Genomic DNA, 16,909 nt, shown 5'->3' on the forward strand with positions numbered 1-16,909 from the left:
ACGTAAGGTTGAAATTTTCGATAATACGTTTAATTTTGTTTCAGAACCTCACTTTCACAATACTCTTTCAGCGGACAATCGCCGCAGTCATCAAACATTGCACAGGTACGCTGTATTTCCTCTTCGGATATTCCACAGTCAAAGTGCTGCTTTTTCTGTTCGTCTTGCCATACGATAAGTGAAACACCGCTGCTGTCACGTTCGACATCTACCGTTACAGCATTTCCGTGCCTGTCATAAAGCCCTGAAAATTCTGTTTTGCCTTTTGCCGTTAAAACCTGTGCCAATATTATCTTCTTCATAAAAACCTCCTAATCAAAAAGCGAAAGCTGTTTGATAGCTTTTGCACGTTCGCTTGTGTCATAATTTGATATGAGCAACTCTGCATACTGACAGCCACCGTCATACCGCTGTGCCAAATTGTTCAGCCTACTTATCTCTTCAATGTGAATGTTTGGTTTATGCCATATCTCACGGATCTCAGGACAATCATTATACGAAACCAAAAATCTGCCTTTAATGTCAAGCAGAACGTCACGCAGTCTGATATGATCTTTTGCAGTAAAACCTACGTCCTTGTAGTAATTCTCTGTAGCAAAATACGGCGGATCGCAGTAAAAAAAGCTGACGGGTCTGTCATACTGCCTGATAAGCTTTTCAAAATCCTTGTTTTCGATAACGACCTTCTGCAAACGCCTAGCCGCAAGATCAATCATCGGAAAATCAGACCACATTGAATGTGGCTGACTGCCAAAACTTTCAAGACCGCTTGCATAGCTGTAACGTATAAGCTGGTAAAACATTGCCGCTCTGTCAACATCGTAAAGTTTTGGCAGTATACCACGCTTATGCAGGCTTGAAGTCAGGTCAAAATCCTCTCTTGAATCGAGCACATATCTCAGCTTGTATTTGAGTCTGTTCGGTTTATCTCTGACGCATCTGTACAGGTTCGTAAGGTTTGAATTGAAGTCATTATACACCTCAAAATCTGCACCTGGCGGCTTGTGAAACAACACCCAGCCTGCACCGCCGAACACCTCTATATACCTTTCATAGTAAGGTGGAAATCTTGCAAGAACCTCGTCACGAAGATTCTTCTTTCCCCCTACCCATGACATAAAACTGTTCATGTTTTTCCTTTCTGCCGTTAGAACCAACAGCAGAAAAGTCGCTTTGCAAGCACCAGATTTTTGATCTGCTGTTGGCAAAACGACCTTAATAAATATTAGATTTTACGCTGTTTTCAGCCCTTGATTATCGGGTCAACATAGCTGAATATTATGCGTTTCTGTTCAAGGTAGCCGTCGGCTTTGTTTACCTCATTACACAGCTCCTTGTATTGCTTTTCCGAAAGCACAGGCTTTGTGGCTCTCAGCATTGCGTTGATACTTCCCATACAGAACTTGAAATCAACCTTTGCTTTTATTCTGTTTGTGTGCATCTTTTACCTCCTTATCCAGACGGGCAAGCTCCTTTTCGGCTGATTTAAAAGCTATGGCAAGACCTCCGACCGTAAACCCGATAATCCCGCCTATCAGCATTCCTATGAATAAATACGTCATTCACATCATCTCCATTCCAAAATCTTCGGTTTCTTCATCGTCAGCCGAAGTGATTTCCACATACTCATCGATAATACTCAGTGCCTCATCATAGCTGCCGGAAGAGGTGATACGGTCGCACATTTCCTTGGCATCATTCGACATGCCATTTCTCTTCAGCGTTTTTGAAGCAATGCCCATAAGATTAAAGATATTCCCGTTCTGACCTATGAGCGGACATTTTGGCTTTTCTGGCATTATTGCAAAACCTCTTTTCCATAATATTTTTTCAGCAGATTAATAACAAATCTCTGCCCCTTGCCCGTCACAAGCGTCTGCTGATAAGTCTTTTTCATGCCGTCCACCTCGAACACCGACTCCTTAACTGCGAAATATCCACGGTCGATAAACTGCTGATAGGGGAGGTTATTCGCCATAAGCACTCCCATGTATTTTAGCCAGCGGAACAGCCTTGTCCTGCCAATTTTAAAATGCTCATCAGCCGCAAGTTTTGCCATTGCGTTCATGTCGATGAGATTTTCTGTTCCTGCTACCTGATTTGCAAAGTCCACCAGCGGTTTATCATGACGGATACGCTCATTCAGCTGATTTATTGCAATCATCTGCAGACGGAAGAGATTTTTGTACGGTTCGTCGAGGAAGGGCAGGTAGTTTTCAATAAACATTTCTTCGTTCGAAACATAACCGCCTGTTCTGCGTATAGTTGGGAGGACATCGTCAAATATCCAGCTTTCAAATTTCTCAGCAGAGGGAAGTCTGGAGTGGGATATAAGGCGGTACACATCACCTTCGGATATCATTTTCATTTCCTGTGCACCGCCATTTGTAAGGAGGCGTCGTTTTACAGCCCCCTTACAATGAGCTGTTATTGCATCTTTTGGTCTTCTGTACCCTAATGCCTTTGCAACATCAGAACCGCAGAAAAGTATTTTCCCGTTTTCCTCGATAGTTCTCACCGAGCCAAACTCCTCATTCACAAATGTTTTTATCGTATTATCCATTTGTATTCTCCTTTTCAATTTCTAAAATATACTTTGCCAGAGCCTCAATAACATTAGTTGTCACCGCATTTCCTGCTTGCTTGTAAAGCTGTGCATCGGACATTCCTGTGGCTTTGACCCTTTCAAACTGCTCATCTGTAAAGCCCTGCAGTCTCCAGCACTCCAACGGCATAAGCTTTCTGATATACCCGCAGTAAACAACGCCGTGTCTGTCGGTAACGGTCAAAGTAAACATCGGCTCGTTTGGAAGTTTAAATCTTCTGCCTTGCTGACGGACTTTTTCCTTTTCGGGAGTAAGCACGGCTATCGGGTCTGTTATGAGGACAACTCCGGATTTTTCGCCTTTGTGATGACCAATACCGCTGTCCTGTCTTGCGGTTATACATCTTGCAAGCTCTGTGACTTTCGGCTCAGGATTCATATCTATCCCCAATGCGTAATATCCCTGATTACAGCTTGTTGTAAGGGTATGGGCTATCTCCTTTCCTACTCTCCCACGCCTTGAATTCATATTTGGGTATGCAAGGTCAATACTGTCACCGGGCAGAGCTATCTGATATCCTGACTTAGTTTTTGATTTTATTGGCAGTCCCATTATCTCATACAGTCCCGTCTTTCCGCCGAAGCCTCCTGCCTGGCTTGTCAGCGTTATGCTCAGTCCGTCGGCTGAATATACCCTGTTTCCCTCTCTGCCTGAAATTCTTTTGACAAGAGTTTTTGGATTTGCATCTGTGAAAGACAATACTTTTCCGGAACACTTTTCTCTATGAAATCCGACAATATACACTCTTTTTCTGGACTGGGCGACATTAAAATCTGCGCTGTTAAGCACTTCCCATACGACATCGTACCCCAATTCATCCAACGTACTGAGGATGGCCGCAAACGTCCTGCCTTGGTCGTGCGATAGCAGTCCGGGAACATTTTCAAGGAGCAGATACTTAGGTTTTTTAATGGCGGCAATCCTGGCGATCTCAAAGAAGAGAGTTCCTCGGGTATCGCTGAATCCTTTTCGTTTTCCAGCGATTGAAAAGCTTTGGCAAGGGAATCCTCCGCATATAAGGTCGAGATCAGGAAGCTCGTTTGGGTCGATTTTTCTTGCGTCATCATAAAACACCTCACCTTCTGTATCATACAAAGTTTCATAAGCTTTCTTTGCATACTTATCTATCTCGCAATATCCGACGCACTCAAAGCCGCCCGCTTTTTCAAGTCCTGAGCGAAATCCGCCGATACCTGCAAAGATATCAAAATATTTTATCAGTACGAATCATCTCCTTTCCGATTTTTTCAATAAAAAAACGGCTAAGTCTTTTTCAAAACTTAACCGTCACATTGATATATTCATTTCTTCAGATTCTTCAATATCCTCAGTTTCCGTAATTTCTTCTGTTTGCTCATCGGTCTGAGTCTGTTCCTGATCAATTTTATGGAACTTATCCACATCGGGAATAACTCCGAGCGTTCTTCCGTTATCGAATTTGCAATGGAGAGTACCTGCATCATCCACAAACTCAACCGTACCACAGGTTCCGCTTTCAATGGGACAGTAGTCGTCCATCGAGTCAACGCAGATCCTTGTTCCTTCCGGATATCTCTGTCTCAGTATTTCTACCTTGTTTTGGTTGTATATCATATTGCCTCCTGTTGAATTAATTTTTGCTCTCTTTTAATGGTATACCTGCCACATTGGAATCACCCTCTCTCTTGTGCTAACAAAAAAGACTGTTTCGTTTAACATCACATTAATTCGTGATATTAGACAAAACAGCCTTTAAAACTTCGTGAAACTTTTTTTCATAAAAATACGGCAAGTAAGGAGCAAAATCTGCTCATAACTTGCCGGAATGCTTGACAATATTTAATTGTTGAGGGTTCAGATCCTTTTTTTACGAAAAAGCATCTACGGTTTTACACCTGAAATTTTTACCCTCAAAACGCAAAAAAAGCTCGTAAATACGAGCTTTTCGAGGTGTGCATCTATTTTATTGCACAAGTTTGGTGACCCGTACGGGAATTGAATTAAACCGCACACCTGATGTGGTCTTTAGTAAAATGCGAAAAAGCCCGATTTTGCGGCGTTTTTGAGCAATGCAATTGTAGTGATTTTAAGCCGATTTCGGTGATTTTTAGCACAAATAAGTGGCAAACAAGTGGTTGAAAGTGGCGCATTTCTACCAGGAAGAGTACCGTATGCGTAATGACAGCAGGCGGTCGTTTTTTTATTAATACTGCTTTTTTGTGAGATCAGAAACCAATTGTTTTCCATCTTCTTTCTCTTCTTCAAATAATTCCATAGCAATAGCTTCACGATCACACTTTAATTTATCAAGTATAAAACTATGTCATAATTCAAAACTTTTAATCACATCATCCCGTGTGAATGCATAAACTTCATATGTCGTTTGGATGCGGTGCAGATTTATTCGGCAGATTGTACTAAATTTTCGCAGGCATACTAGCGTATGTCATGGGAATTTTGGACAATATGACGGATAAAGATTTGCCGCAGATAAGCCAACAGAATTTAGAGATGACCACATATTAAGGAATCACTGAATAAATCACAGTACTATATTATAAGTTTTAAGTATATCGTCCTTTTTAGCGTAAAATGCTTCGATAATACTATGATCCGGCGAAAATATCTCATTATTGCAACATTCTGAATAAACATATTCTTCTTTCATAATCTTGCTCTCCGTTTCATCAAGACACAGCCAGCTTATCTGATAACCGTTTATCCTGTAAACAGTTTTTTCTTTAAAATCAAGAGTCTGCGCAATTATGAGATATTTCTTCCCTGGTACCATAAAATTCATGCCGCCAAAATCCAGCGAGAATAGTTTTTCAGAAGGTGTCTCTATCTCCATGTCCTCAGCATTCATTAACCGCTCTTTGAACTCAGCCTCTGTTTCGTAGTGAAAGCCGCCTTTGATTTCAACATCAATGCTGTCTGTTTTGATATTACCCTTTATGACCTTATCCACATCAAGGGTGCAGAAGGTACTGCCCTTTGAAAAGGAAAAGCTGTCCTGTGGAGTTCCTACAAATATGGCTGTTCCGTAAAGCCCAATGCCGTAGTCTGCATTCTCACTGTCAAACTGAGAAAAGCGATCATACAGTTCCTCTGTATCATGGATCACAGCAATATAGTCACAATTGCTGTTATGTATCTTCTCGATAGTGTCCATGCGGGTTATTCCTACATCCTCTGACAAGCCCCTTGCATGTAAGCAAAGCAGAAGGGTGACTGCAATCAAAGCCGCCTGTAAGGTCAAAAATACTTTCATATCATTCCTCCCGGACAGCGCCATTGTCAACTCTGAATATCTTATCGCTCAGAAGGGCGATATCCTCCTTGTTGTGACTTGCAACACAGACTATTGCCCCTCGCTTTGCCTGTGCAGAGATCAGCTTTCTGATTTCGTCAACACCGCTGTCATCAAGACCATTTGTAGGTTCATCGAGGAGCAGCACATCGGGTTCCTCCATAATAGCCTGTGCAATAAGTATCCTCTGCCGCATACCGAGGGAATATTTTCTGATCGGGCGCTTATCGTCGGGATCAAGCCCTACCTCCGAGATAGTCTCACGAATTTTGTCTTTGCTTATCTTCTTTTTTATCCCTGCCAGCAGCTTCAGATTTTTATATCCCGACAAGTCCGGAAATAGTCCTGCATTTTCAATAGCAATACCCACACTGGGCAGAGCGTCAATGTCCTTGTGCAGCACCTTGCCGTCTATCTCAATGCTGCCGCTTGTAAGATGTATAAGCCCCGATATCGCACGGAAAAGCATGGTCTTACCGCTGCCGTTTCGCCCTACAAATCCGTAGATATTTCCGCCCTCCAGTGTAAGAGACACATTGTCGATCACTGTGCTGTTTTTGAATTTTTTAACTGCATTTTTAACTGTTATCGTTGACATTTCTATCCCCTCACACTAATATCTCTTTGTTGTTAAGGCTAACATCAGATCTGTTCACATAGGTGCAGAATATGACACACACCGCAAATAAGATCACTCCCATTACTATTACTGACGTTACAATGCTCCGCCTGTTTTCTGACATATTAAAAATGACAGCCAAAGGGTTTATGTTTTTTATGAGGGTATTCTCAAAGCCGTACCTTGCAGATATAACAAAGGCATAATGTGCTGCCGCTCCGACAGATAATCCGATAGTACTGCCGAACAATGCCGAGAAAAGATTTGTGGTGGTAATAAGTATCCAAATGTACAGTATCATCATCATGGTTATCCCAACTATTTTTCCTATATCCCCGGGCTGATTTGCAACGCCCATTTTGGCAGTCATTAACCATATCACAACCACGTTGACAAGGACTATAACAGCGCTCTGCAAATATATACGAGCCGAGTTTTTGACGAACCATTTTGTTCTCTTGTTCTCTCGGATAAAAACATAAATATCGCTGACGTTCAGGTTATCAGACATGGTATGTCCGAACATAAAAAGATAGACAACAGCCACAGTCAATGTGTACAGCATAAAGGGCAGGCTTGCATCACGAAGTGCTGTAAAACCGAAAGCGTTTCCGATAAACAAAAGATCAAAACTCTCATCGTATTCTCCCAGACTGCGCTCTGCGAGAATGTTGAAAAAATTACGACCGTTGAATATCAGTGACAATGGGACAATAGATGCGATCATTAGAAGCATTTTCTTCATTCTCTCACTCCCTAGATATAGTCTTTTCTGCCACAGAAAAGCAGCAGAGCCGAACTCACGACTATCACCGCACCCATAGCAATGAAAAACGCTAAATAGTTCACTCCACTCCTGCCGTCACAGTAATAGTAAGTAACATATTTGAATGGATCGAGTGCGGTATATTTTTTATCTATATCATCATTCATGCTGTAGTTTTCAAGGAACTGCATTATGTTTATGATAAGAAATCCGACCCCGAAGGTCAGCACTTTGTTCCTTCTGCAAAACACCGAACAGGCAAGAGCAAGCACCCCGAACACTCCCGACATCAGAGAAAACATAAAAGCATGAAGCATACTGTACAGAAAGGGCGCAGCCGCCAGCAGTTCTCCAAAGGGAGCATTGGGGTAGTCTGTGGCACGCATAACGCCGAAGCCGTTAAAACGCCAGTTCGGGTTGAATAGATTTGCTCCCATGGAATTATCGAAGATGAGATAATTAAGACAGCCGTTTATCATCAGCGGAACGAAAAATATCAGAAATGAGCCGATAAATGCAGCTGTGATCTTTGATATGATGTACCTTCGTTTACCGCAGTAGGCACACAACAGAGTATCCGTGTTGGCTGCCTTGTCGGTAAGTATCGAAAAAGAAAAGGGCAAAGCACACAGGAATGGGAACAGCAGCTCAAGATAGCTGAGCAGTCCTGAGGGTACACAGAGGATAAATGCTTCAAAGGAAGTTATGACCGACGATGGGTCGTTCCCGGGAAAGCCGTCTCCTTCCATTCGTAGGGCGGTAACACCGTATGAACTGAAAACAACCTCTAAGAGACATATCATCATCATTGCCGAAAAGCCGAACATAAAGCCCTTTTTGTTAAGCATTATTTTTGTTTGGGTAAGTATACTTTTGATCATATATTTGCCTCCGTAGGTTTATATTAATACATAGAGGAGAAGATTCACTTCTCCTCCGATGTATTATCCTTACATAAACCTGAATTCACCAGACACCTTGCATTTGCAGCCTGAAGTCTTGTTCTTAACATATCCATAATAGGTTTTATTACCTCTGCACATGGATGAATCAAACGAATATAACTGGTTAGTGTTATATACATCAACATAATCGGAATAGCCCCCCGTCTTAACCTTAAATCGGGGTGTTCCTTTGCTATAGCCGCTTACGCTTGAAATTGATGTTGCCCATACACCATACGCATAGTCAATTGAATAGCCTGATGTAGTTGTAATAGGGTTATAGTCGTCAGAATGTGCAAGTTCATTGCTGAACGAAGCTGTACCATAAGCGTTTACACCTATAGCCGACATCGATGCCATCATCATAACAGCAGCACCCATAGCTGCAATTCTCTTAACGATTTTTTTCATATTAAACGTCCTTTCTCAATATAAGTGTAATTTTCTTTAAGTTTTGTTGCAGAGTATTTTAATTTCATCATATCACACAATTATTGCAATGAATAATTGTGCAAAATAAATATTCACATCTTCATTGGATTCACCAAACCTTTCTATTTTTATTACACCAGTTATGTATCAGAAAATCAACGTTCCGCTGTTGACTTCCAGATACTCGTATTTACTTCCGCTGTAAACATATACATGAGCTTCAGTACGATATTTTCTTCCTGATACCGCCGATGAATATGTATCGCTGACGTATGCGCTGCGTCCGTTCACTGCTTTTGTAACAACATCAACATTACTCCAAGCACCGTTTGAATATTCCTGTAGATACAGATAAATGCTTATCTTTGTTGCTGTGGATTTGCCCTTAGCATCACATTTATAAGCTATATTTGAGCCTGAACGATATACACTTGTACTAACATTGTCTGTGTACAGATACATTAATTCTATACCCGGTTCTACATAATCGATTACGCTATTCGCCGAAACACTCATACTAAGCGAACACATCATAATGCATATAGCCATTATCGTAGAAATCATTTTCTTCATAAAAAATGTGCACTCCTTTCCTCAAAATTTTGTTCCCTTTATATACTGAGATACAAGTTTGAGTAAATTTGTACACACTTTTCGTAAAAAATATTTTATTTTGTAGGATTAACCGAATTTGCCATTTCAATTATGTCATTTTTGCACAAATCTCCGTTTATGGAATATACATAATTTCCATCATTCCAAACAATGATAGATGAGTTGTCATCATAGGATAAAAACGCTTCACAGCCTGATACGGTAACATATTCTGTTTTCCTATTTTCAGTATCAATATTATGGGTTGCCGTTAATGGACTTTGAGAATAAAAAATGATTTTATTTTTGAAACGATAATCAATGCCTAAATGTGCAATATCCTTAATTCTGCTTTCTTCTACAAATCCTTTTGGAATAAACGTCGGCTCATAATAGATAAATTCATCGTTCATATCATCTGCGGGAATAGCTCCTTGAACAGCATGCACATCAGCGTTATTTTCATTTTGCGAGACAAACAAACCTACGAACCATTCTCTTAACTGTGGAACAGCGGCAACTGTAATTGTACTCATCATTAAAACTGCCGCTATAATAAAAATAGTCTTCCTCAGAGTTGTTTTTATCAAAGGATAATACGGTCTGCTTCTGTCCTTTATCAGCCTGTTTACTTTCTTTTTGTAAGTCTCTGAAAAATCACATTCGACATCTGCGATAGATTCCATTTCTCCTGCACACGGCAGTATTACCGCTTGTTCGATAGCTCTATACAATGCTGTATTTTCATTCACTAATATCACCTCGTAATTTTTCAAACAAAATCTGTTCAGCCTTTCTCAGATATTTATATACAGCGTTCCGTGAAACTCCCATAAGTTTGGCGGTTTCATCGGCATTGTGTCCGTAATAATAAAAATATGTAATTGCGACTTTGTATTTTTCTTCCAGTTCGCTGATTGCCTTAGATAAATCGGCAACATTATAATCGTTAAATTCATCGGCGGAAGGAATATCTCTCATTTCTTCATGAATGTCATTGTAGAAATGCTTTTTTTCTTTGTTATAAAGTCTATAAGAAGCGTTTCTAATAGTTATAATCAAGTAAGCTTCCATTTTGTACACGGGTAAATTGTGAATTTTATGAAAATTATCGGCTATTCTATAAAATGTTTCCCATACAGCTTCTTCCGCTAATTCATGTGATCTTAAAATCTTAAACGACTCGGTATATAGCTTTTTTTCAAACTTTTTTACTAGTTGTTCAAAACTTTTTTTATCTTCATCATCGTTTATCAATGCCAGACAAATGGCTAACATAATATCACCCCTTTAACTTCATTTGTTAGTATATAACAAGTATATCACTAAAAGTTAAATATTTCAAGCGTAAAGATACAGAAAACTCAGACTTAGCCACATGTAAATTCTTCAGCCAATCGGAATACTCATAACGGGTAATATCCTTGCCCTGCTTGCAGGTGCGCCTATCGTCAGCCTGACCCGATCGTCCTTTCCTTGGAGGTTCCATGCCACATAACCTGTACAAACTCGCAGAGCTTAACTGTTGTTCAAATTCATCGTTTGTAAATTCCGGTGAGGTCATAGCGGAATGGTAAAGTTTCTCTGATTTAGCCAAAAGTGTTCGCTTCTCGGCATTTTTCTCTTTGGGCTTTTTCTTGGCAAAATCCATCTGATTGCACGTTCTGTTTGGATTTTCAGGCGAAGGCATATCGCAGTATTTTGTCTTATAGCCGCCGTTCACAATAAAAAATCTGTTGCAGTTCAGACACCTGCGTATCTGATGCCCGACCATAAGACCTTTGAAAAAATCAACTTTCAGAAGCGATTGCAGTCGCTTGGCGTGGTAATATTCGGCAATAAGATACTCTCCGCTGCCCTCTGCCTTCTCTCTCGGAACAAGGTTCATATCGAGATTGTCGGTAAGATCATAGCTCATCCATGGGTCATTGATTGGATTGGCTATTTTCTTGTACGAAAGGCGAAGCACCACGAGGAGTAGTATTCCGTTGACACCAAGAAGTTCACAGAGGGCAGATTTCGTTTGCATGAGCTTACCCGTGAGATGTGCCTGGAGCTGATCGAGTATATCACCCTTGATGCCTATGTGGAGGGGCAGCCTCGTGAAATCTACATCTACTACAAGCTGCTCGACGAACCTCTGAAAGATAAAAGAAGCCTATTTAAAGGCGTATTTACGTTATTTACCCAGCATATGAAAGTGTGTTACTATTTGGCAAGACGACAACGCTTTCTGTCTACAGTCATATGTTTCAGGAGTATCAGGTCAAAGCTTGCGATGCTGTTGCAAACGCTTTGAAGTTCAATAGCGGCTCATAACAGCAAAAAATCTGAAGTCGGAGCTTCGGATTTACATACTTATTTTGCAGAAAAATACTTCGATTTTGCGACGTTTTTGAGCAATGCAATTGTAGTGATTTTAAGCCGATTTCGGTGATTTTTAGCACAAATAAGTGGCAAACAAGTGGTTGAAAGTGGTGCATTTCTACCAGGAAGAGTACCGTATGCGTAATGACAGCAGGCGGTTAATTTTTAATTAAAAGCTATGCGACGAGGGCAAGCTTGTGTGCGAGATTGACAAGAGCGAGCCGCCTCGGCATTGTTATGTGGCGAGAAGGATGTAGTACTTCATAGGCATATCCATAGCAAAAGGCGGACTAAACATCCGCCTTTTTGTTTGTTATGACAGTTCAGAAAGTGATCTCATCACAAGGTCAATATCCTTGCTTTCGAGCTCTTGTATGATATGTAAATACGTTTTCTGTGTTGTTGTCATGCTTGCGTGACCAAGTCGTCTTGCTACACTTGCGATTGAAACGCCCGCAAAAAGTAAAAGCGAGGCGTGGGTATGACGAAGTCCGTGTACCGAAATAACAGGTACATTAGCTTTTTTACAGTGTCTTTCCAAAATGTCATTGACTGTTGAATTGTATATTTTCGAGCCGCATTTGACAAATATCGGTTCGTCTCCGGGCAACTTCTTAACCAATCTAGAGAACTGAATTACCGTCATCCAGTCCATCTGTATCTTACGTACGGATGACTGATTTTTGGTAGGCAGAAAACCGCCGTCACCTTTATAATTCCATGTCTTGCTGACAGATAGTGTCTGACGCGGAAAATCAAAATCTTTGGGAGTAAGTGCAAGCGCTTCCGAAAAACGCATTCCTGTCTTGGCAACAAGAAGAATAAACCAGTCCCAATTAATTTCAGGCTCAAGATTAAGAGTGTTAAGCAGTGTATGCAATTCAAACTGATTAAGGTACTTTACCTTCTTTGCTTTGGGCGGTCTGCCTTTAATAATTACTTTGCGCGTCGGATCACGCTCGATTAAACCCTCATCCACCGCGTCAAGTATTGCACATTTCAGCTGATGATGAAAATCCATCGTAGTCTGTTTCTCGTGGTAAACCGCATAATCATTTATCAACTGCTGATATGTGATTCTCGAGAGTTCATGCACCTTTAAATCGGGTGCTAAACGCTTAAGCCAGGACTGCGTCATAAGATACTTGTCCATCGTGACCTTGCGTATTGCTCCCTCCTTGTAAACTCTTATCCACTGTGCATAATATTCATGGAATAAGGCGTCCTTGGTGATTGACTTTAACATTTTATACCTCCTATTATTTCGGCTTATAGCCGTTTTTAACTGGTTTTATTAATTGAATGAATAATTGCAAACAAATTTACTGACGCTTGGGAACAGCGTAAGTTGGGCGAGATTTCAGAATCATTTGAATATGGTCTAAACGCTGCCGCCACTGAATATGACGGCAAGCATAAATATATACGAATTACAGACATAGATGATTCGACACATCTATTCTTGCAAGATGATCTCACATCACCCGACATAGACTTTTCAACCGCAGATGATTATTTACTGCAAGAGGGCGATGTTCTATTTGCAAGAACCGGAGCGAGTGTAGGAAAAACCTATATTTATCGCCGTTCTGACGGTGATTTGTATTTTGCAGGCTTCCTTATCCGAGCAAAAATCAAAAGCGATTATGATGCGGATTTTGTGTTTCAGAATACTTTGACAGACAGTTATGATAGCTATATTCGTATCACTTCTCAGCGTTCCGGACAGCCTGGTGTCAATGCTCAGGAGTATGCTAATTTTGCATTATCTGTTCCAAGTCTTGCTGAACAGAAGAAAATCGGAGCTTATTTCTCTCATCTCGACTCCCTTATCACCCTTCATCAGCGTAAGCAAAAAAACAGGAGCCAAGAATGAATCTTGACTCCATACGGCTCACATTATGTTATTATTCATTAGTTGAAATTTCAAAGCCGCCGCTCAGGATGAACTCTCTTAAAAGTTTATCCAGCTTTGAGCGAACCTTTCGCTTGGGGATTTCGGTTTTCTCTGCTTTCTCGAAATATTCTTTTGCCACATCAATATTAACCTGCTCAACAAGCTTATCATATCTACCGAAAGCATTTATATCCTCTTCCGTAACGTGCAATGACATGAACTTCTTCAAAGCAGTTTCGTTAATGCCCAGGTTTCTTGCAAAATTACAGAACTGGTCACTTTTTGCTCTTGACTGATATTCGGTGATGTAATCAAGAATTGTTTTGTCATCATCAATAACAAGCTCAGCATTCTGAATATCCTTCAAAAGAATGTTGGCATACTTCTGCTGATCTTGCGATAGGTTGGCAAATGATTTATGCAGCTCGTTTAACATGACATTTCGTGTTTGTTCATCAGTGCCGTCACCCATCATCTTGATATACTTTCTGAAACGGGAATTCATATATTCGGCATCAATTTTATCCGTAGAAAGCGACATCAGATAAGGTTCAATATCATACGGCTCATCGTCGGAACCGCCCGATCCACCCGTGCGCAGCTCTTTGTAACGCCTCAGAAGAATGTTATAAATGTTCTCATCAAATAAAAGCGTTACAATGTCCTTGTTTCCGTTATCGTCTTCAAATTCATAGTCACGTTTCTCCCAAACAAAGCCCTGAACCCTTGCCGATTCAAGGAATTTGTTGAGCTCCTTAAACAGTTTTGAAAACTTTCTTTTCTCCGTCACATCATCGGGAAGTCTTGAAAAAATCAGGGATTCCTGCAATCTTGAATATATCATTGATATCCGAAAAAGCAGCATTCATATTTTCAAGATTTTGTATGAGCTTTGCTACGAAAATGCCGTAAGGCTTTTGTCCCGAATATTGCTCGAAAGCATATTCTATAATATTTTTCATAGTGTATGGTCTGCGATAGTAACGAATGATTCCATGGGGCTTATCATCATTGAACACACGGTTTGTTCTCGAAAATGCCTGAATAATCATTTCGATATTTGACCACTTATAAAACTTATCCATATACAACGTGTTAAGCCACTTGGAATCGTAACCCGTAAGCATCTGATCTACAACAATGAGAATGTCAAGACACTTAGACGGCTCATTTTCTACAGCGGTATAGGGTGTTTTATGTGCCAATCTTGCACACACGTCACGCTTAAATGAGGCGTATCCCGAGATATTAAAGCACGTACCGAATAGACTGTTATAGTCTTCGAGCATCTGGGCTATACCATCAATTTTTTCGATAGAGCTTTCGTTGTTTCCATCGCTGGGATCAAAAACGGCAGTTGTTTTCAAACCGCAGTCACGCTGGGCAAACAATTTGTAATACTTGATTGCCTCGGGGATGCTGCTTGTTGCGAGTATTGCATGAAACTTTCCGTTGTGGCTCTGGCTCACCCAATTATCTAGAATATCATCAATTACTGCTTTTCTGTGTTCATCACGGTTATACTGTGCATCTGTAAGACATCCCTCGATACTTTCTAGCGAATCGCCGTCATCATCAAGCTGTTCTCCCATAGGTACGTCATACATCCAATGCATATAAATTTTTTTCTTGCTGTCATTGGCAAAGACTTCGGTTTCATCCTGTGCTTTTGCCTTTTCAAGTGCAACCGCTTTTCGCAGGTCTTTGTCTTTATATGTAGGCTGAGGAACGCTGTCAAATCCGAGGACATTGCCGTCACGCATACCGTCGGCAACCGTATACCTTGTGCCCTCAAGTTCATCGCCGAATACATCAGCTGTGGTGGAATCCTTTTTCTTGTTGATTTCAAGAATCGGAGTGCCCGAAAAACCTATGAAAATCGCGCGTGGGAATGTGTATTTTATAGATGAAAGCATACGGCCGAATACACTTCTGTGGCACTCGTCAACGATGAAAACAATACGCTTGTTATTAATTTTTTCAATATCATCATTGTTTATTCCGTCTTCTGCCTTGATACGGCTCATTTTCTGAATAGAGGTTACAATCAGAGTGTCGCCTACATTATCACTTTTCAGCTTGGAAATCAGCACTTCAGTATTTTCAGTTGACTGAACGTCATCTGTTTCATCGGCAAAACCTCTGTATTCACGCAGCGACTGCATTCCAAGTTCAATTCTGTCCATAAGGAAAACTACCTTGTCGGCATCCTTGGAATTTGCAATAAGCTGTGCGGATTTGAAACTTGTCATGGTCTTACCCGAACCGGTTGTGTGCCATACATAACCGCCGTAAATGCTTTTATCGTCCCACTTCATCTCACTGACACGACGGGAAATCTTACTTGCAGCATAATACTGATAGCTTCTCATAACTTTAAGTGTGTTGTCGGTCTGATCTGCAACCGTATAGAAACCTATCATCTCGTGCGCCATAGGAATTGACAAAAGCCGCTCGGCAATCATATTCCAATCATTAATCGGATTGTTATATTTATCTGCCCAATGAAAGCAGAAAGTTTTTCTGAACTTATCATCACTTCCTGGGTTGGCAAAATAGGTACATTCTTCGGGATTCATTGCAACAAACACCTGCACAAGTGAAAACAGCCCCGTAAACACACCTTCGTAGAGATATTTACGAATCTGATACTGTGCTTCACTGACAGGTACGTTGCTTTTTTTCAGTTCAACGTGAATGACAGGCATTCCGTTAATCAGCAGACAGAAATCGCCGCGGCGATTGGGATAAATGCTGTTCTTCGCCTTGAATTTCGGCTGCTGTGCAATCTGATAACGAGTTCTGCCTGCGGCTATTTCATTGCGGTCAAAGATTTTGAGCGATATCGTCTTCTTGAAATTGTGCGTGTCATTTTCGTTGTCACGGATAATCTGCACAGTTCCGCCATTAATAAATCCGTTTAGATTCAAAGGCGTGCGAAGCTTGGCTATCTGCCCCATAATCTGTGCCATTTCACCATCTGTCATCGGGAAATCGCCCAAACGGTCAATATCTCTGTTGTTTTCAAAGATGATTTTTGCCCAGTTATCAAGCAAATCTTTTTCGGTAGGATATTTTATTACGCCGTCTTTCCAGCCCTTTTCTTCCACAAGACATTTTATCAAGGCACTTTCAAACGCTGTCTCACTGTCAAATCCCATTAGTAGTCACTCCCTTATGCAGCATAATTACTGCTTTTCTTTTTTATTTTCTATCATGCGATCAATATTGTCGTATGCATCTTCAATTTAATCGATTTTCCTTACACAAACATCTTTTCAAGGCAAGATTTTTTGATATTTTTAAGTTTTTCAAGCTTACGCTGATGAAGGGTGATAAGGGAGTCGATGTTGCGGAAATAGTCTCCGATTTTCTGTTGCTCTGATACACAAGGG

Annotated in this window: 21 protein-coding genes; 1 reads left to right on the top strand and 20 read right to left on the bottom strand. The window is 40.8% G+C overall.

The features are described from left to right. Window positions 1–29: 29 nt before the first annotated feature. The 18 genes from OCV57_RS13410 to OCV57_RS13495 all read right to left on the bottom strand — a co-directional run bounded on the left by OCV57_RS13410 (window position 30) and on the right by OCV57_RS13495 (window position 12,863). Window positions 30–302, bottom strand: a complete 273-nt coding sequence (locus OCV57_RS13410; protein ID WP_267301961.1) for a hypothetical protein — start codon at window positions 300–302, stop codon at window positions 30–32. Window positions 303–311: 9 nt separating this feature from the next. Then, window positions 312–1,118, bottom strand: a complete 807-nt coding sequence (locus tag OCV57_RS13415) for a DNA adenine methylase (RefSeq protein ID WP_267301968.1) — start codon at window positions 1,116–1,118, stop codon at window positions 312–314. Window positions 1,119–1,243: 125 nt separating this feature from the next. Then, window positions 1,244–1,441, bottom strand: coding sequence for a hypothetical protein (locus OCV57_RS13420; RefSeq protein WP_267301962.1), 198 nt, complete (start codon window positions 1,439–1,441; stop codon window positions 1,244–1,246). After that, window positions 1,410–1,562 (bottom strand): hypothetical protein, encoded by a 153-nt coding sequence (locus OCV57_RS13425; RefSeq protein ID WP_177443098.1) that lies wholly within the window; start codon window positions 1,560–1,562, stop codon window positions 1,410–1,412. The genes OCV57_RS13420 and OCV57_RS13425 overlap by 32 nt, the downstream gene beginning before the upstream one ends. Beyond that, a complete protein-coding gene (locus OCV57_RS13430) occupies window positions 1,563–1,799 on the bottom strand; it encodes a hypothetical protein (RefSeq protein WP_117864975.1) in 237 nt (78 codons plus the stop codon). After that, complete coding sequence (locus OCV57_RS13435) at window positions 1,799–2,563, bottom strand: phage antirepressor (protein ID WP_267301964.1); 765 nt, start codon at window positions 2,561–2,563, stop codon at window positions 1,799–1,801. Before OCV57_RS13435 ends, OCV57_RS13430 begins: the two co-directional genes overlap by 1 nt. Continuing rightward, window positions 2,556–3,827: a DNA (cytosine-5-)-methyltransferase gene (gene dcm / locus OCV57_RS13440; RefSeq protein ID WP_267301969.1), complete on the bottom strand. Its 1,272-nt coding sequence runs from the start codon at window positions 3,825–3,827 to the stop codon at window positions 2,556–2,558. The genes OCV57_RS13435 and dcm overlap by 8 nt, the downstream gene beginning before the upstream one ends. Window positions 3,828–3,893: 66 nt before the next feature. After that, the gene (locus tag OCV57_RS13445) at window positions 3,894–4,199 is read right to left on the bottom strand and encodes a DUF4314 domain-containing protein (protein ID WP_117858179.1); all 306 of its coding nucleotides are present in this window, start codon (window positions 4,197–4,199) and stop codon (window positions 3,894–3,896) included. A 928-nt stretch (window positions 4,200–5,127) separates the two neighbouring features. Next, window positions 5,128–5,856 (bottom strand): hypothetical protein, encoded by a 729-nt coding sequence (locus OCV57_RS13450; protein ID WP_022127451.1) that lies wholly within the window; start codon window positions 5,854–5,856, stop codon window positions 5,128–5,130. A 1-nt stretch (window position 5,857) separates the two neighbouring features. After that, window positions 5,858–6,493, bottom strand: coding sequence for an ABC transporter ATP-binding protein (locus OCV57_RS13455; RefSeq protein ID WP_022127450.1), 636 nt, complete (start codon window positions 6,491–6,493; stop codon window positions 5,858–5,860). Between the two features lie 10 nt (window positions 6,494–6,503). Continuing rightward, window positions 6,504–7,259: a DUF2705 family protein gene (locus tag OCV57_RS13460; protein WP_022127449.1), complete on the bottom strand. Its 756-nt coding sequence runs from the start codon at window positions 7,257–7,259 to the stop codon at window positions 6,504–6,506. 11 nt (window positions 7,260–7,270) lie between these two features. Next, a complete protein-coding gene (locus tag OCV57_RS13465; RefSeq protein ID WP_022127448.1) occupies window positions 7,271–8,161 on the bottom strand; it encodes a hypothetical protein in 891 nt (296 codons plus the stop codon). Between the two features lie 69 nt (window positions 8,162–8,230). Then, entirely contained in the window at window positions 8,231–8,635 is a 405-nt protein-coding gene (locus OCV57_RS13470) for a hypothetical protein (protein WP_022127447.1), read from the bottom strand. A 168-nt stretch (window positions 8,636–8,803) separates the two neighbouring features. After that, window positions 8,804–9,229 carry a hypothetical protein gene (locus OCV57_RS13475; RefSeq protein ID WP_267301966.1) on the bottom strand — a complete coding sequence of 142 codons (426 nt, stop codon included), beginning with the start codon at window positions 9,227–9,229 and terminating at the stop codon, window positions 8,804–8,806. 95 nt (window positions 9,230–9,324) lie between these two features. Beyond that, complete coding sequence (locus OCV57_RS13480; protein ID WP_022127445.1) at window positions 9,325–10,002, bottom strand: DUF4367 domain-containing protein; 678 nt, start codon at window positions 10,000–10,002, stop codon at window positions 9,325–9,327. Beyond that, complete coding sequence (locus tag OCV57_RS13485) at window positions 9,995–10,528, bottom strand: RNA polymerase sigma factor (protein WP_022127444.1); 534 nt, start codon at window positions 10,526–10,528, stop codon at window positions 9,995–9,997. Before OCV57_RS13485 ends, OCV57_RS13480 begins: the two co-directional genes overlap by 8 nt. A 25-nt stretch (window positions 10,529–10,553) precedes the next feature. After that, window positions 10,554–11,279: a DUF6076 domain-containing protein gene (locus tag OCV57_RS13490; RefSeq protein WP_158455044.1), complete on the bottom strand. Its 726-nt coding sequence runs from the start codon at window positions 11,277–11,279 to the stop codon at window positions 10,554–10,556. A gap of 651 nt (window positions 11,280–11,930) precedes the next feature. Beyond that, window positions 11,931–12,863 carry a site-specific integrase gene (locus OCV57_RS13495; RefSeq protein WP_022126623.1) on the bottom strand — a complete coding sequence of 311 codons (933 nt, stop codon included), beginning with the start codon at window positions 12,861–12,863 and terminating at the stop codon, window positions 11,931–11,933. A gap of 63 nt (window positions 12,864–12,926) precedes the next feature. On the opposite strand from OCV57_RS13495, the gene OCV57_RS13500 reads away from it, so the two are divergent. Beyond that, window positions 12,927–13,493 carry a restriction endonuclease subunit S gene (locus OCV57_RS13500; RefSeq protein WP_267301970.1) on the top strand — a complete coding sequence of 189 codons (567 nt, stop codon included), beginning with the start codon at window positions 12,927–12,929 and terminating at the stop codon, window positions 13,491–13,493. 31 nt (window positions 13,494–13,524) lie between these two features. On the opposite strand, the gene OCV57_RS14315 is transcribed toward OCV57_RS13500, so the two are convergent. Both OCV57_RS14315 and OCV57_RS13505 read right to left on the bottom strand, forming a co-directional pair. Further along, window positions 13,525–14,358, bottom strand: a complete 834-nt coding sequence (locus tag OCV57_RS14315; protein WP_022126698.1) for a type I restriction endonuclease subunit R, EcoR124 family — start codon at window positions 14,356–14,358, stop codon at window positions 13,525–13,527. Continuing rightward, on the bottom strand, window positions 14,306–16,675 hold the full coding sequence (locus OCV57_RS13505; protein WP_022126699.1) for a type I restriction endonuclease subunit R: 2,370 nt from the start codon (window positions 16,673–16,675) through the stop codon (window positions 14,306–14,308). The genes OCV57_RS14315 and OCV57_RS13505 overlap by 53 nt, the downstream gene beginning before the upstream one ends. Window positions 16,676–16,909 lie beyond the last annotated feature (234 nt).

This window comes from Hominimerdicola aceti (assembly GCF_025567495.1).
In the GTDB taxonomy this organism is placed as follows: Bacteria; Bacillota; Clostridia; order Oscillospirales; family Ruminococcaceae; genus Hominimerdicola; species Hominimerdicola aceti.

Bases quoted from the DNA above. Each gene is read 5' to 3' on its own strand.
- OCV57_RS13485 (WP_022127444.1), bottom strand. From the start codon at position 10,528: ATGTTAGCCATTTGTCTGGCATTGATAAACGATGATGAAGATAAAAAA.
- OCV57_RS13420 (WP_267301962.1), bottom strand. From the start codon at position 1,441: ATGCACACAAACAGAATAAAAGCAAAGGTTGATTTCAAGTTCTGTATG.
- OCV57_RS13450 (WP_022127451.1), bottom strand. From the start codon at position 5,856: ATGAAAGTATTTTTGACCTTACAGGCGGCTTTGATTGCAGTCACCCTT.
- OCV57_RS13425 (WP_177443098.1), bottom strand. From the start codon at position 1,562: ATGACGTATTTATTCATAGGAATGCTGATAGGCGGGATTATCGGGTTT.
- OCV57_RS13410 (WP_267301961.1), bottom strand. From the start codon at position 302: ATGAAGAAGATAATATTGGCACAGGTTTTAACGGCAAAAGGCAAAACA.
- OCV57_RS13470 (WP_022127447.1), bottom strand. From the start codon at position 8,635: ATGAAAAAAATCGTTAAGAGAATTGCAGCTATGGGTGCTGCTGTTATG.
- OCV57_RS14315 (WP_022126698.1), bottom strand. From the start codon at position 14,358: ATGATATATTCAAGATTGCAGGAATCCCTGATTTTTTCAAGACTTCCC.
- OCV57_RS13490 (WP_158455044.1), bottom strand. From the start codon at position 11,279: ATGCAAACGAAATCTGCCCTCTGTGAACTTCTTGGTGTCAACGGAATA.
- OCV57_RS13495 (WP_022126623.1), bottom strand. From the start codon at position 12,863: ATGTTAAAGTCAATCACCAAGGACGCCTTATTCCATGAATATTATGCA.
- OCV57_RS13415 (WP_267301968.1), bottom strand. From the start codon at position 1,118: ATGTCATGGGTAGGGGGAAAGAAGAATCTTCGTGACGAGGTTCTTGCA.
- OCV57_RS13475 (WP_267301966.1), bottom strand. From the start codon at position 9,229: ATGAAGAAAATGATTTCTACGATAATGGCTATATGCATTATGATGTGT.
- OCV57_RS13455 (WP_022127450.1), bottom strand. From the start codon at position 6,493: ATGTCAACGATAACAGTTAAAAATGCAGTTAAAAAATTCAAAAACAGC.
- OCV57_RS13465 (WP_022127448.1), bottom strand. From the start codon at position 8,161: ATGATCAAAAGTATACTTACCCAAACAAAAATAATGCTTAACAAAAAG.
- OCV57_RS13460 (WP_022127449.1), bottom strand. From the start codon at position 7,259: ATGAAGAAAATGCTTCTAATGATCGCATCTATTGTCCCATTGTCACTG.
- OCV57_RS13505 (WP_022126699.1), bottom strand. From the start codon at position 16,675: ATGGGATTTGACAGTGAGACAGCGTTTGAAAGTGCCTTGATAAAATGT.
- OCV57_RS13445 (WP_117858179.1), bottom strand. From the start codon at position 4,199: ATGATATACAACCAAAACAAGGTAGAAATACTGAGACAGAGATATCCG.
- OCV57_RS13435 (WP_267301964.1), bottom strand. From the start codon at position 2,563: ATGGATAATACGATAAAAACATTTGTGAATGAGGAGTTTGGCTCGGTG.
- OCV57_RS13430 (WP_117864975.1), bottom strand. From the start codon at position 1,799: ATGCCAGAAAAGCCAAAATGTCCGCTCATAGGTCAGAACGGGAATATC.